This is a genomic window from Cellvibrio sp. GW822-FHT04B05 (assembly GCF_058800985.1).
On record NZ_JBXAMU010000002.1, the window covers coordinates 576,777 to 590,159 of the forward strand.

The following is a 13,383-nucleotide window of genomic DNA, read 5'->3' on the forward strand; positions in this document are numbered from 1 at the left end:
ACTTGGATTAAAAAGGCCCATCTTATGAATACCGGTTTGGATTCTGCACTAGACACAGCAGTAGACACGATAGAAACCGAGCTTGTACAAGAGCGACCTTTTGATTTGACTGAAGTAAAACCCGCCGTGCATAAATTGCGAATTCTTACGCTCAACATGCACAAAGGGTTTACGGTGTTTAATCGTCAATTTATTTTACCCGAATTGCGTGAAGCGGTTCGTTCACTCTCGACGGAGTTGGTTTTTTTGCAGGAAGTACACGGCAGCCACAAGCGACATGCGACGCGTCACGCTAATTGGCCGGCAACGCCGCAATATGAATTTTTAGCCGATACCATGTGGCCCGAATTTTCTTACGGGCGCAATGCCGTATATCCCGACGGCGATCACGGCAACGCTATTCTGTCCAAATACCCTATTATCCGCTTTCAAAACCTGGATGTTTCAATTGGAAAAATTGAGCAGCGCGGACTACTTCATACTGTGCTCAAAGTTCCCGGCCATGAGGAAGTACATGCAATCTGTGTGCATTTGGGTTTACGTGAAAATCACCGCAAACAACAATTGCACCTGCTCGCGAACCTGGTTGAAAGTTTTCATCCAACCGCACCGGTTATTATTGCCGGAGATTTTAATGACTGGCGCAAACGTGCCGACGCCATTCTCGCACGTTGCAATATGCGTGAAGCCTTTGTAAATGAAAAAGGCAGACCGGCAAAAAGTTTTCCCGCCCGCTGGCCGTTGCTTTGTTTGGACCGGGTTTACGTGCGCAATGCTACCACTCACAATCCCCAGATACTGTCGCAGCGCCCCTGGTCGCATCTTTCAGATCATGCTCCATTAGCGGTTGAGGTTCATCTATGAGGAATAAGTGGCGGGATGGCAATGATGTAAAATTGCTTATTAATGGTGAAGAATTTTTTCCGCGCGTGTTCGAATGTATCCGCACTGCGAAAGAAGAAATCATACTGGAGACATTTATCATTGAGGAAGATGAAATAGGTTGCCAGTTGCAGCAGGAACTCATCGCCGCTGCCAAGCGCGGCGTTAAAGTCGATATCACTGTTGATGACTACGGCACTTGGGATCTGAGTCCGGAATTTACCGATGGACTTGCTGCAGCAGGTGTAAGACTCCACCTGTTTGATCCCCAACCGAAACTCTGGGGGGTGCGCCTTAATTTATTCCGCCGCCTGCATCGCAAATTGATTGTTATTGATCGGCACACAGGTTTCGTCGGCGGTATCAATTTCTCTTTTGACCACGTGATACGTTCCGGTGCAAAAGCCAAACAAGATTACGCCGTTGAAGTCCATGGGCCGATCGTGGCCGATATTCATAAAGCCTGTATGCTGTTGTTATTACGAGGTTCTCCGCGTAAAGACCGGCGCAATTACATCCGCAATGCCCGCGCAAACGAACCAAAGGCGGCTGGCGACACGCGCATGCTAATGGTTGAGCGCGATAATGGTTGGCACTCACGGGATATCGAACGCCAATATTTACTCGCCGCCCGACTTGCTAAAAAGCGCCTTATTATCGCCAATGCCTATTTTTTCCCCGGCTATAGATTACTCCGCGCATTACGCCGCGCCGCGCAGCGCGGTGTTGAGGTAACATTGATTTTGCAAGGCCAACCCGATATGCCGTGGGTGACTGCCCTGTCGCGCTTGCTTTATAGTTATTTGCTGCGTTCGGGGGTAAAAATTTATGAATATTGCCAGCGACCGCTGCACGGGAAAGTTGCCTTAATGGATGACAACTGGACCACTGTGGGATCAAGTAATCTCGATCCATTAAGTTTGTCATTAAATCTTGAAGCGAATCTTGTCATTGATGACCAAAGGCTCAATCAGCAACTCTATGAGCACCTGACCGGCTTGGTGGAAAACCAATGCCAGCACTTAAATATAGAGACAGCGCGGCGTGGCTACTGGTGGCGCACACCACTTATTTTTTTAAGCTTCCATTTCTTGCGAACATTTCCAACTATCATAGGATGGCTACCCGCTCATGCACATCAATTGAAGCTGGTTGGAAGCTCAAAAGAATCAATTGAAAAAAAAGCAGAAGATATACAAAAGACCAGAGCCAATATGGATGTCGTGCATGAAGAGCCAGTATATCAAAAGGAATCATTATGAGCACATCGGGTTCGTCCACAGTAACACCCTCTCGAACACACTCATCACGCAAACAAACGCCTAATAAAAAATGGCGCTGGGCTAAAAGAATATTAACAATTGCCTTTTTTATTTTGGTTCCTGCGCTGCTTTTTATGTTGGTTAGAAACATTGAATGGGCCGAAGTTGAACAAGCACTGCGAAGTTACGATGCAAAAACCTTACTGCTTGCTGCAGGTATTGCCCTATGCAGTTATCTGGTATTCGCCAGTTATGATTTAGTCGGCAGACACTACACCGGACACTCACTCCCTGTGCGGCAAGTTCTACCCTTAGCTTTTGTGTGCTATGCATTTACGTTAAATCTTACTGCATGGGTGGGTGGGATCGCACTTCGCTTTCGACTTTACAGTCGTTTGGGATTAGAACCGGCCACAATCACTAAAATACTTAGCATGAGCCTGATCACCAATTGGCTGGGCTATATTATTTTGGCCGGGATTTTATTTTTATTTAGACTCGTCGACTTGCCGGAAAAAGCAAAAATCGGGGTTACTGCGTTACAGTTGGTCGGGTTTGTCTTATTGGCTGTTGCAGCCTTTTATTTCTGGGCTTGTCGTTTCTCCAAACGCCGATCCTTTCATATTCGCTCTCATAAAATAGCACTTCCAAAAGTAAAATTAGCCTTCGTGCAGGCTGGATTGGCAATGACTAATTGGGCGCTGATGGGTTTGATTATTTATATCCTGATGCCGGATAAAGTGAGTTATCAAACCATATTGGGAATTTTATTAATCAGCAGCATCGCGGGAGTTGTAACTCATATCCCGGCGGGACTGGGTGTGCTTGAAGCTATTTTTATTTCTATGCTCAGCCATCAATTACCAGCAGGAACTATATTGGCGGCGCTGATTGGCTACCGGATTATTTATTTTCTGATCCCTTTAGCGATTGCATGTATGGTTTATCTCACACTGGAAACTCGCGCGAAAAAAATGGCGAAAAATAATCAACAGAAAGACAATGCTTAAATTGTGTGATTGCCTGGAGAGCTGCTGATCCCCATTAGGGATATTCAAGCACCGTTTTAATCTGGTCGATATTTTTATCCACCCAGTTCGCATCAACTGCGCCCCATTCACGAATACGATAGATACCATTAGTATTTTCCACCTCAATATCCAGTTCATTGATCGCCGCTAATGTGTCCTGCGCGGTACGACGCGGCATTCCGGTAGCCTCAATAATTTTAGGAACGTTGTTGATTCCCTGTTGGATCAGCCAGGCAACATAGATGCGGCGATAAAAACTGGTTTTTGTTTTACTGTGAACCATTTTTGTCAGGCTCCTGATGAATATAAAAATGTTACGCAGAAAACAAAAAGAGCCGCTCAGGCTCTTTTTGTCACAACTCACTCAATTATTGAGCCAGCGCAGGATAATCAGTATAACCTTTGGCATCTGCCGTGTAGAAGGTTGCGGAGTCCGGTTTGTTTAATTCAGCTCCGGTTTTAAAGCGTGCCGGTAAATCGGGATTTGCCAGGAACGGCACACCAAAAGCAACTGCATCCAATTTTCCTGTTATGATAGCGTCCGCCGCTTCATCCGCGGCATAACCCATGTTACCGACCAAAATGCCTTTGTAATGTTCGCGCGCAGGGGTTAAAACATCGCCTTGCTGTGCCTGTATAAAGTCACCGCGCATAATGTGCAGGTAAGCGAGATTAAAATCGTTCAAACGTTTTGCTAACCAGGCAGTTAATCCAACCGGATCGCTATCGCGCATGCTGTTGTAACTATTGAGCGGTGACAAACGTAAACCAATCTGCTTGCTATCCCATACTTCACTAACGACAGCCAATACTTCTAACAATAAACGCGCGCGATTTTCAATAGATCCACCATAGGCGCCGCTGCGCTTATTGGAACCATCGCGCAGGAATTGATCCAATAAATAACCGTTGGCACCGTGGACTTCTATACCGTCAAAACCTGCTGCTTTTGCATTGATCGCGGCTTGTTTAAAACCTGCAATAATTGCGGGAATTTCATCATCAGCCAGTGCACGCGGCTCGGTGTAAGGTAATTTTCCTTCGGGTGTATGTACTTCATCTTCTATCGCAATTGCGCTAGGCGCGACAGGTTGTTTGCCCGCATTTAATGCCGGGTGACATGCGCGGCCGCCATGCCAGATCTGTAAGAAAATTTTTCCGTCTTTAGCATGCACCGCATCATTGACCAAACGCCAACCGTCGATCTGTGCTTGCGAATAAATACCCGGCTCCTGCCAAAATGCCGAGTTTCCCTCCATTGCCATTGTGGCTTCAGCTATGATTAAACCCGCACTCGCGCGCTGGGCATAATATTCGGCCATAAGCGCGTTGGGCAGATGTTCAAGACCGGCGCGACAGCGAGTCAGCGGTGCCATCCAGATACGATTGGACACTTCAATATTGCCCAGGTTTAGCGGGCGAAAAAGGGTATTAATGTTGCTCATAATAACTCCTGTATCGTAACTGCTTAATGGGTTAAATACGCGTTGTTGCGATTGGACCAGCTAAATCGAACAAGTTATGTTGGATAACACGCTTTATTATTTAATTGCTTTATTTATTTGGCATCATCAGTATCACTGATAACAAATTAGCTGCACCATAACATCCAACACCAGGGTTGACCCATTTTTTACGGAGCTTTGCATATGCTTATTAATTGTGTCGCGTATCAGGAAGGCAAAAGGTTGGACAATATTCATGTTGAAGAGATAAGCAATTACCTGGAACGACGGAACTGTTTTGTATGGGTCGCATTAAAGGACGCGGAACCCGGCGAACTTGAGCAAATGCAACACGAATTTGGTTTGCATGAATTAGCGGTGGAAGATGCCCATGTGGGGCACCAACGACCCAAGATAGAAGAGTATGGCGATTCACTGTTTGCGGTGATGCATACAGTAGAAATGGTCGATAACGAACTCAACGTGGGCGAAGTAGATGTGTTTGTCGGTGAAAATTATGTGCTGTCCACCCGCAACCGCTGCCAACAGGGATTCCTCGGCGTGCGCGCACGCTGCGAACGCGAACCTCATCATTTGGTGCAAGGTTCTGCATTTGTTTTTTACGCATTGATGGATGCAGTTGTAGACCGCTATTTTCCTGTGATGGTTGCGCTTGAAACTGAATTGGAAATTATTGAGGACCAGATTTTTACCAAAGGTTCACAGCGCGCCAACATTGAGCGACTCTATGCATTGAAACGAAAAGTAACGCAACTTAAACATGCGGTTGCGCCGTTATTGGAAGCGGTCGGAAAATTGGATGGCGGCCGTGTACCGCCGATTGTTGCCAATACCAAAGATTATTTCCGCGATGTGCATGACCATCTTTATCGCATCAACACCTCCATTGATTCCATTCGCGACACCATAGGTACTGCTATTCAGGTAAATTTATCTATGGTGAGTATTGATGAAAGCGAAGTCAATAAACGCCTTGCGGCATGGGCAGCAATATTTGCCGTGGCGACTGCATTTGTCGGCATTTGGGGAATGAACTTTGAACACATGCCGGAATTGAAATGGAAATACGGCTATCCGGTATCGCTTGGCGTTGTCTCGGTGATTTGCGTGTATTTACACTACCGCTTTAAAAAATCCGGCTGGCTTTAAAAAAATGCCGCGTAGTGTTTTTATTACGCTACGCGGCATTTTTTAACCAAGATAGGACTTTATACTAAAGTATCTTGCAGGTTTCTTGTAGCTTCAACAGCAAAGCACTCGATATGCTCGCCCTGCTCTATTGCGCCGATGGCTTTTTTCAGTGGTACACGGCGCGGGGTAAATTTAAATAAATCACTGCGCTCGGCGTAATGACGGACTTTGTGGCTGACGAGTACTTCACCCGGCTCAGCTGCTGCCTCCATTCGCGCGGCCATGCTAACCGCTACGCCTTCCAAATCCGGAATATCGGTTACTTCGTTGTGGATTACCGCAACCTCACCCAGCTCAACACCAATACGCAATTCAAAACCGGCCGCTCTTAATACATTGCGTATCATACATGCGCAAGATAAACCGGCAGTGGCATTGGTAAAGGTCACGCGTAACGAATCACCTTCCATATTCGGATGACCGGCTGCCCACTTTTTTAAAATCGGTTTTATTAATCCACGGAACAACGATAATTTTTCCGATAATTCGTCATCGCGCCATTTGGAAAAACCTTTTAAATCCATAAACAAAATAGTGAGGTTACGCACCTGGTCTTTTTCATGATCTGCCGCCAGCTCAAGTAAGCGCGGCCAGAATTCCTCGCGGATTGCTGCAACTTTTTCCTTAAGTTGCAAATGTAGCTGGGTATTAGTGCGCAACATTAACTGTGCCAGCTGGATACGCTCCGCCTCGGATTGCAACTGGTTTTTTAATTCGGTTGGATTGTGACTACCCACCTCTTCCACCACAAATTTTACCAGCGCGCCGCCGGCAACATCGCTAATGGATTTCAAGCGTAAAATCGTGCCCCAGTGCACCGCAGCCAGATGTTCGATAAAAATCGGCAAGGTTGCCAACTCATGGTCAACCAAACGATAGGGATAGCGCAATTCAATCGTGATAGCTTCGGCAAAAATTCGTTCAAACTCATGGTTGCGATAAACCGTTTTTTCTTTTCCGTTTTTATCCCAGTAAGCGTGAGCGCATTCAATATTAGCGATACTCCATCCGGTAGTTACGATCTTCCATAATTTTGCGCCGGTGATATTGGCACCGGCCAATTTTGTCTTGGAAAGATTGGCATGGCGCAAATCGCAGCGGCTTAGATTCGCACCGGTAAAGTCGGCCTTGTGCAGATCCATATTATTTAAATCAACCCCACTTACATTCGCTGATTTAAATACTGCACCAGCTACACTGGCACTGCGCAGATCGGCATTGGTGAGGTTCGCAGCGGTAAATAAAGTGCCAGTTAAATCTGCACCTTGTAAATTAACGCCCTGCAAATTGGAATTGGTAAGATCTACGCGTGCGAGCTGTTGCCCTTCAAGATTGCTTCCGGCAAGCGAAATATCGCGCAACATTAAGCCACTAATATCATGGCCGCGAAAATCAATATTCTCGAGCCGTGCATTGCGCGTGTTAGCCGTGAGCATATTGGCCATGAATAAGACAGATCCGCTGAGGTCACAATTGGAGAGATTGGCGGCAATTAATTTTGCGTGGGAGAAATCGTTGTCGCGCAATTCAGAATATTGCAGGTTTGCCAAAATTAAATCGGCGTTTTTAAAACAGCATTGGGAAATACGGGCGTTGCGCAACGAAATTTTCGAAAAATCGTATTCACTGAAATTCATACCAACCAGTTCAACGCCATCGAGATTTATCTCGCCTGTCGCCTGGCTTTTACGCCAGTTATTCCAGGAGGAAGCGCCTTTTTTCAGTTCTTGAAGTATCCGTTCTTTGGCCATAATTATTTACTTTACATCTGTAATAATAAGGTGGTTGTACATCCTGGAGGATAAAGTTAATTACCCTCATTTTTTCTACGCAATATTGTCTGTGGGCAACACTTTTCTGATCAACAGTATTGGATGTCCCAATTCATGGGCACCCGCAAAATATTCCTGGCCGAGTAGGTGGGGGGCAACATTGGCCCAGCCGTAACTGCCTTGACCACAGGCAGACGTGATTTTGCCTAATGCCAGATCGCCCGGCTGAATAATGTCACCATCGGCAACTGTGCGATAACCTTGGGGGACTGGGTACATAGCAGTAAATACCGGATCAGAAAATGCGCAGATTATATAGTAGCAGTCGCCGGGAAAGGGCAAAACCGGAGTAGAAAGAGCAAAAAAGGGGCTCAGCGACGAGCCTTTTGAACATAGTCGTAGGCGGCCTGGACAGTTTTGAAACACTCAGTGGCGGCTTGCACCATGTAGGGTGGCAAACCCATGCCGATTAACTTATCAGGATGGTATTGGCTGACGAGTACACGGTAGGCTTTTTTGACTTCCGCATTACTGGCGCCTGGTGCAATATCAAGAACATCATAGGCGGACTGTAAATTTACTTTTCCACTCTGGAAATCACGGGTTTTCTCTTCACAGCTTTTATCATCATCCAGGATGGGCTTGGTATCCGCGCCAGCGCTGGCTCTATTGGCAGATTGCTCACTGCGATTATTTTTCTCGCCAGTTCGCTGATTATTATCCTGCGATTTTTTTGTCTGCTGATTACCTGCTTTAGCGCTATTGAGTTCCTCCTCCAAACCTTTCGCAAACTTATTCTGCGATGAAATCATCTTCAGTAGATGCTTAAACGTGATGTTGGAATAACCGAGGCCGAAAGCAACTTCCTCAACCGCCTCTACTTCTTTATTGACCAACGCCCCGTCTACCCGTGCGAGATTAACCAAATAAACCAGCAGGATTTGCGCGAGATTCGGGCTTTTTTTTGCAAGACCTTTGAAATCATCCAGCGTTTTTTGGACTTTAAAAGCGGGGTCGGCGCCGGATTTGAATAAGCGAATAGCTTCGCGCTTGTGTTTTGAATCCAGATCCATTTTTTCCATAAAGGTTTCGGTGCGCTTCACTTCTTGCGCATTGACCGGGCCATCGCGTTTGGCTACATAGCCCAATAAAATGAAGACAGTGCGAAAAAATAAATCCTGCACGTTATTCAATTGAGTTCCGGATAATGCGCCATCACTTGTTGCACCATTAGTCGCCAAAATATTCTTGGGCGAGAAGGCATAAAACATCACCAGCCCCAGACCCAGTATTACCAACGCAATGTACACCGTCATATGGCCCGCCTGCAGAAGTGGGATTTCGGCAGTCAGCCTCGCCGATTACTGCAGGCTGTTCCGTTCGTTAGCGCACGCGTCATGTCCGCGCTCAGGATTTGCCCCTTGCTCATTCGTTTGGAATCAAAGCCCAACGGTAAAATAAGTCAGGAATACGACAGTGGGTGAAGGATTTTGATGGAGCAAGATGCAGTTAATCTCGCTTTCCCTTAATGATCGCTTTCTTTATAGTACGCCCGCTGAAAAAATTCCCTGTCACTGGCGGCTGGTCGATTAATTTCCCTCCGCCTGCACCACGAGGTTAAGCCCCATGGCTCAATATGTATTTAGTATGCACAGGCTCGGCAAAATTGTGCCGCCCAAGCGTGAAATCCTGAAAGATATCTCCCTCTCTTTCTTTCCCGGCGCCAAGATCGGTGTCCTCGGTTTGAACGGTTCAGGTAAATCTACTCTCCTGCGCATTATGGCTGGTGTGGACCAGGATTTTAACGGCGAAGCCCGCCCGATGCCGAATCTGAAAATCGGCTATCTGCCACAGGAACCGCAGCTCGATCCCGCCAAAGATGTGCTGGGCAATGTGCAGGACGGTGTGCGTGAAGCAGTTGATGCACTGGCTGAACTCGACCAAATTTACGCCGACTACGCTGAACCCGATGCCGACTTTGATGCACTGGCGAAAAAGCAAGCCAAATGCGAAGACGTGATCCAGGCTTGGGATGCACACAATCTACAACATACCCTGGAAGTGGCTGCCGATGCATTGCGCCTGCCGCCATGGGATGCCGACGTAACTGTACTTTCCGGTGGTGAGCGCCGCCGTGTTGCGCTCTGCCGCCTGTTGTTGTCGCGCCCCGATATGCTGTTGCTCGACGAACCTACCAACCACCTGGATGCCGAATCCGTTTACTGGCTGGAACAATTCCTCCACAACTTCACCGGTACCGTAGTGGCGATTACCCATGATCGCTACTTCCTCGATAATGCCGCTGGTTGGATTCTGGAACTTGACCGCGGTCACGGTATTCCATATGAAGGTAACTACACCAGTTGGCTGGAGCAAAAAGACGCGCGCCTGGAGCAAGAACAACGCACCGAGGCTGCACACCAAAAAGCCTTGAAAACCGAATTGGAATGGGTGCGTCAAAACCCTAAAGGTCGCCAAGCCAAGAGCAAGGCGCGCCTTGCCCGCTTTGATGAATTGCAATCGCAAGAATTCCAGGCGCGTAACGAAACCAACGAGATCTATATTCCGCCGGGCGAGCGCTTGGGCGATAAGGTCATCGTGCTGGAAAATGTGAGCAAAGGTTATGGTGATCGCCTGTTGATCGATAACCTGTCGCTGAGTATTCCCAAAGGTGCAGTGGTCGGTATCGTCGGTGGTAACGGTGCGGGTAAATCTACCTTGTTCCGCATGATCGCCGGCACTGAAAAACCCGATAGCGGAACCGTTACTCTGGGCGATACAGTGAAGGTCGCTTATGTAGAGCAGAGCCGCGAAAACCTGGACGATAAAAAATCCGTTTGGGAAGCGGTATCCGATGGGTTGGATATTTTGAAAATCGGCAACTACGAAGTCAGCTCGCGCTCATACCTGGGTCGTTTTAACTTCAAAGGTGGCGACCAACAAAAACGCGTAGGCGAACTCTCCGGTGGTGAGCGCGGCCGTTTGCATTTGGCCAACACCCTGAAGCAAGGCGCGAACGTATTGTTACTCGACGAACCGTCAAACGACCTGGACATCGAAACCCTGCGTGCATTGGAAGATGCAATTCTCGCCTTCCCCGGTTGCGTATTGGTAATCTCGCATGACCGCTGGTTCCTTGACCGAATTGCGACGCACATCCTTGCGTACGAAGGTGATTCGGATATTGTTTTCTTTGAAGGCAACTACACGGATTACCACGAGGACTTTGTTAAACGTAAAGGTCAGGACTCACAGCCAAAGCGGATGAAGTACAAACCGCTGAAAGCGTAATAAACAATCCAGCAAGAAAAAGGCCGCTCATTTTTGAGCGGCCTTTTTCTTGCTGGATTGTTTATCCGTCTTATTCACGATTATTCTATTGCATCTGCGATAATACTTTTTCTACATCGATCCCGAATACCATTACACCCAACGGCTCAAACTTTTCCTCTGAATAGAGTGGTACACTCAAATGTAGCTGGAATCGTTTGGTTGACTCATCGTAATTGATTTCGCCAAAGTGCATGGTGTTGACTGGTTTGGCGAATACCTCGATAAATTTTTCTTCATCGCCTTGCCAATAATCCGAAGTCATATCACTGATCGCAACATTTAAACCACGTGCATCAGTGACAATGATTTCCGTAATCGTATCTTGCGACTGTTTTTTTATCTCGCGCAATTGCGCCGACATTTCCTGATCGACTAATTTAATCGAGTAGGAAAAGTCATCCTGCAAAAATGCCCGAGTCCATTTTTTATCGCGCTCGTCAATTTCCTGGTTGGTTAAGCGACGCGATTTAAGGTTGCGCTCTTTCAGTAAAGCCTCCAGCTTTGGCAGGCGTTTCCAGCGCTCAATTTTGCGTGTAAGCAATTCTTTAATCAGCTGCTGTTCGTAATCAGAAAGTGAAAAACGTGTAGTAGAACAACCAATAATTTGTTGATTGAACTTTACTAAAAAATCCGGGTTCTGGTTCAGGAATTGCTCGTTAAAATAAACACCCAAGGGCACGTAGCGAAAGAAGCGGGACTGGAAGCGATTAACATCCATTTTTATTTCTTTAGTGGCCTGCACAAAATGCTCGCGATCCGCCAGGATTACATCAATCCGTTTGCTTTGCAGCAATTTAATCAGCTGCGGCAAATTATTTGCGCTCATATCCACTTTATAACCAGCATCATCCAACCAGGTTTCCTGCTGGCTGCCTAAAATTGAACCCAGCTTGTAACCCTCACGCCAGGATTCAGGGGCAACAGTGTCCACCCGCCAAAACCAGTACCAATTCTCCAATACCAATGGCGATGAAAGCACAGCATAGGGGTCGACCTGCCGCATGGGAATTGCGGTAAAAAAACCGTCGATGCGATTACTCTTTACCTCCTGATAAGCGCGCCGCCAGGGAATAACCAGCACATTAAAATCGCGCCCCATCTGTTTGAAAATACATTGCAAATGCGGCAACAACTCCTGGTTGCTGCCCGCCGGTAAATCCGCACTAAAGGCAGAAGAGATATTAGTGGCAAGGCTGATGGGGGCGGTTACCCGGGGGACTGTCGAGCTCTCTGTCGGATTGGCAAGGCCATGGGCAGCGTGTAAAACGATTAGGATCAAACCCCATAAATATACACAACGCATACCCGCGCTCCTTCCTGATCGACCAACGTCAATGACACAAAATTAGTATAGGCTGGATACATGAGTTTGCATGTTGAAGGAAAAGCTCAATATTGCCCTCGATAAGGGGCAATTGCTGTTTAGGCGCTAGCAGGTAAACAGGTTACAATGCGCCCAACCTTTTGTAATAAGTTATTGATTATGAAGAAAGAGTATATTTGGCCGATTGTCGGGCTCTTCGCTGTCGCCTTTTCTGCATATTTACTGTATCACCAGCTGAGAGACATTTCTTACGATGATATTGTCGACAGTCTGCAAGCCATACCGCTGGATGGCTGGTTATTAGCGGCACTGGCAACAGTAGGAGCTTATGTGGCACTTGCCGGCTATGATCGCCTGGCCTTATCGCATCTGCGCAAGAAGATCTCCTGGCGGTTTATTTCGGTGGCGTCTTTTACTGCTTATGCTATCGGACATAATCTTGGTGCATCAGTGTTTTCCGGCGCCGTTGTCCGTTACCGTGCATATTCCTCGCAAGGCTTAAGCGGTACGGATGTCGGCATTCTGGTTGCTTTTTGCTCGTTTACTTTTGCACTGGGCAGTATTTTGCTGGGTGGGATTGTACTGGTGATCCAGCCTTCGATGCTGAACCGGTTTAACGAAGATATACCCGTATGGGTTGGGCTGAGTGCCGGTATTGGCATGCTCACACTGGTTGCGCTGTATATCCTGGGGAGCGTGCTGAAATTCCGCCCACTGAAAATACGTAAATTTTCGCTGGAATATCCATCAATACGCATAGTGTGGCGTCAGTTATTGATAGGTCCGCTGGAGTTGCTGGCCGCTGCTGCCATTATTTATTTTGCTCTTCCGGAAGAAAGCAACCCCGGATATTTGCTGGTACTGGGAATATTTCTGGCGTCTTTTTCTGCAGCACTGATTTCTCATGCACCGGGCGGATTGGGAGTGTTAGAAGTGCTGTTCCTGCTGGCGCTACCTGATGTTGATCCAGCCGATGTAGTTGCAGCCCTGCTGATTTTCCGTCTGTTTTACCTGCTGATCCCCTTCGCGCTCTCACTGATTTTTGTGGTGTTGTTTGAACATGATCAGTGGATGAACCGCTTCAGAAATCGCTCCAAAAATAATAATTAATCACAACTGCCT

Annotated in this window: 12 protein-coding genes; 6 read left to right on the forward strand and 6 right to left on the reverse strand. The window is 47.2% G+C overall.

From position 1 onward, the window contains the following. The first annotated feature begins 24 nt into the window (after positions 1–24). Genes AC1RJL_RS08060 through AC1RJL_RS08070 form a run of 3 tightly spaced genes read left to right on the forward strand, consistent with a single transcriptional unit; the run spans position 25 to position 3,154 of the window. Positions 25–864, forward strand: a complete 840-nt coding sequence (locus tag AC1RJL_RS08060; protein WP_492912717.1) for an endonuclease/exonuclease/phosphatase family protein — start codon at positions 25–27, stop codon at positions 862–864. Next, entirely contained in the window at positions 861–2,144 is a 1,284-nt protein-coding gene (gene clsB, locus AC1RJL_RS08065) for a cardiolipin synthase ClsB (protein WP_492912719.1), read from the forward strand. The genes AC1RJL_RS08060 and clsB overlap by 4 nt, the downstream gene beginning before the upstream one ends. Then, complete coding sequence (locus AC1RJL_RS08070; RefSeq protein WP_492912721.1) at positions 2,141–3,154, forward strand: lysylphosphatidylglycerol synthase domain-containing protein; 1,014 nt, start codon at positions 2,141–2,143, stop codon at positions 3,152–3,154. The genes clsB and AC1RJL_RS08070 overlap by 4 nt, the downstream gene beginning before the upstream one ends. A gap of 34 nt (positions 3,155–3,188) precedes the next feature. On the opposite strand, the gene AC1RJL_RS08075 is transcribed toward AC1RJL_RS08070, so the two are convergent. Next, the gene (locus tag AC1RJL_RS08075) at positions 3,189–3,458 is read right to left on the reverse strand and encodes a helix-turn-helix domain-containing protein (RefSeq protein ID WP_492912723.1); all 270 of its coding nucleotides are present in this window, start codon (positions 3,456–3,458) and stop codon (positions 3,189–3,191) included. An 85-nt stretch (positions 3,459–3,543) separates the two neighbouring features. Further along, entirely contained in the window at positions 3,544–4,620 is a 1,077-nt protein-coding gene (locus AC1RJL_RS08080) for an alkene reductase (protein WP_492912725.1), read from the reverse strand. A gap of 204 nt (positions 4,621–4,824) precedes the next feature. Between AC1RJL_RS08080 and corA the strand changes: the two genes are divergently transcribed. Further along, on the forward strand, positions 4,825–5,790 hold the full coding sequence (gene corA, locus AC1RJL_RS08085; protein WP_492912727.1) for a magnesium/cobalt transporter CorA: 966 nt from the start codon (positions 4,825–4,827) through the stop codon (positions 5,788–5,790). Positions 5,791–5,849: 59 nt separating this feature from the next. Here corA and AC1RJL_RS08090 read toward each other — a convergent pair whose 3' ends face one another. From AC1RJL_RS08090 to djlA, 3 genes are all read right to left on the reverse strand, one after another. Continuing rightward, the gene (locus AC1RJL_RS08090) at positions 5,850–7,583 is read right to left on the reverse strand and encodes a pentapeptide repeat-containing protein (protein WP_492912729.1); all 1,734 of its coding nucleotides are present in this window, start codon (positions 7,581–7,583) and stop codon (positions 5,850–5,852) included. A 75-nt stretch (positions 7,584–7,658) separates the two neighbouring features. Then, on the reverse strand, positions 7,659–7,883 hold the full coding sequence (locus AC1RJL_RS08095) for a hypothetical protein (protein WP_492912731.1): 225 nt from the start codon (positions 7,881–7,883) through the stop codon (positions 7,659–7,661). Positions 7,884–7,975: 92 nt separating this feature from the next. Continuing rightward, positions 7,976–8,920 (reverse strand): co-chaperone DjlA, encoded by a 945-nt coding sequence (gene djlA, locus AC1RJL_RS08100; protein WP_492912733.1) that lies wholly within the window; start codon positions 8,918–8,920, stop codon positions 7,976–7,978. Positions 8,921–9,230: 310 nt separating this feature from the next. Between djlA and ettA the strand changes: the two genes are divergently transcribed. Further along, complete coding sequence (gene ettA, locus AC1RJL_RS08105) at positions 9,231–10,895, forward strand: energy-dependent translational throttle protein EttA (RefSeq protein ID WP_492912735.1); 1,665 nt, start codon at positions 9,231–9,233, stop codon at positions 10,893–10,895. Positions 10,896–10,980: 85 nt separating this feature from the next. Here ettA and AC1RJL_RS08110 read toward each other — a convergent pair whose 3' ends face one another. Then, positions 10,981–12,240, reverse strand: a complete 1,260-nt coding sequence (locus tag AC1RJL_RS08110; RefSeq protein WP_492912737.1) for a substrate-binding periplasmic protein — start codon at positions 12,238–12,240, stop codon at positions 10,981–10,983. 180 nt (positions 12,241–12,420) lie between these two features. On the opposite strand from AC1RJL_RS08110, the gene AC1RJL_RS08115 reads away from it, so the two are divergent. Beyond that, positions 12,421–13,371 (forward strand): lysylphosphatidylglycerol synthase domain-containing protein, encoded by a 951-nt coding sequence (locus AC1RJL_RS08115; protein WP_492912739.1) that lies wholly within the window; start codon positions 12,421–12,423, stop codon positions 13,369–13,371. Positions 13,372–13,383 lie beyond the last annotated feature (12 nt).

What these genes read in the sequence shown, in the direction of transcription:
- AC1RJL_RS08060 (WP_492912717.1), top strand. Translation starts at nt 25, where the DNA reads ATGAATACCGGTTTGGATTCTGCACTAGACACAGCAGTAGACACGATA.
- clsB (WP_492912719.1), top strand. Translation starts at nt 861, where the DNA reads ATGAGGAATAAGTGGCGGGATGGCAATGATGTAAAATTGCTTATTAAT.
- AC1RJL_RS08070 (WP_492912721.1), top strand. Translation starts at nt 2,141, where the DNA reads ATGAGCACATCGGGTTCGTCCACAGTAACACCCTCTCGAACACACTCA.
- AC1RJL_RS08075 (WP_492912723.1), bottom strand. Translation starts at nt 3,458, where the DNA reads ATGGTTCACAGTAAAACAAAAACCAGTTTTTATCGCCGCATCTATGTT.
- AC1RJL_RS08080 (WP_492912725.1), bottom strand. Translation starts at nt 4,620, where the DNA reads ATGAGCAACATTAATACCCTTTTTCGCCCGCTAAACCTGGGCAATATT.
- corA (WP_492912727.1), top strand. Translation starts at nt 4,825, where the DNA reads ATGCTTATTAATTGTGTCGCGTATCAGGAAGGCAAAAGGTTGGACAAT.
- AC1RJL_RS08090 (WP_492912729.1), bottom strand. Translation starts at nt 7,583, where the DNA reads ATGGCCAAAGAACGGATACTTCAAGAACTGAAAAAAGGCGCTTCCTCC.
- AC1RJL_RS08095 (WP_492912731.1), bottom strand. Translation starts at nt 7,883, where the DNA reads ATGTACCCAGTCCCCCAAGGTTATCGCACAGTTGCCGATGGTGACATT.
- djlA (WP_492912733.1), bottom strand. Translation starts at nt 8,920, where the DNA reads ATGACGGTGTACATTGCGTTGGTAATACTGGGTCTGGGGCTGGTGATG.
- ettA (WP_492912735.1), top strand. Translation starts at nt 9,231, where the DNA reads ATGGCTCAATATGTATTTAGTATGCACAGGCTCGGCAAAATTGTGCCG.
- AC1RJL_RS08110 (WP_492912737.1), bottom strand. Translation starts at nt 12,240, where the DNA reads ATGCGTTGTGTATATTTATGGGGTTTGATCCTAATCGTTTTACACGCT.
- AC1RJL_RS08115 (WP_492912739.1), top strand. Translation starts at nt 12,421, where the DNA reads ATGAAGAAAGAGTATATTTGGCCGATTGTCGGGCTCTTCGCTGTCGCC.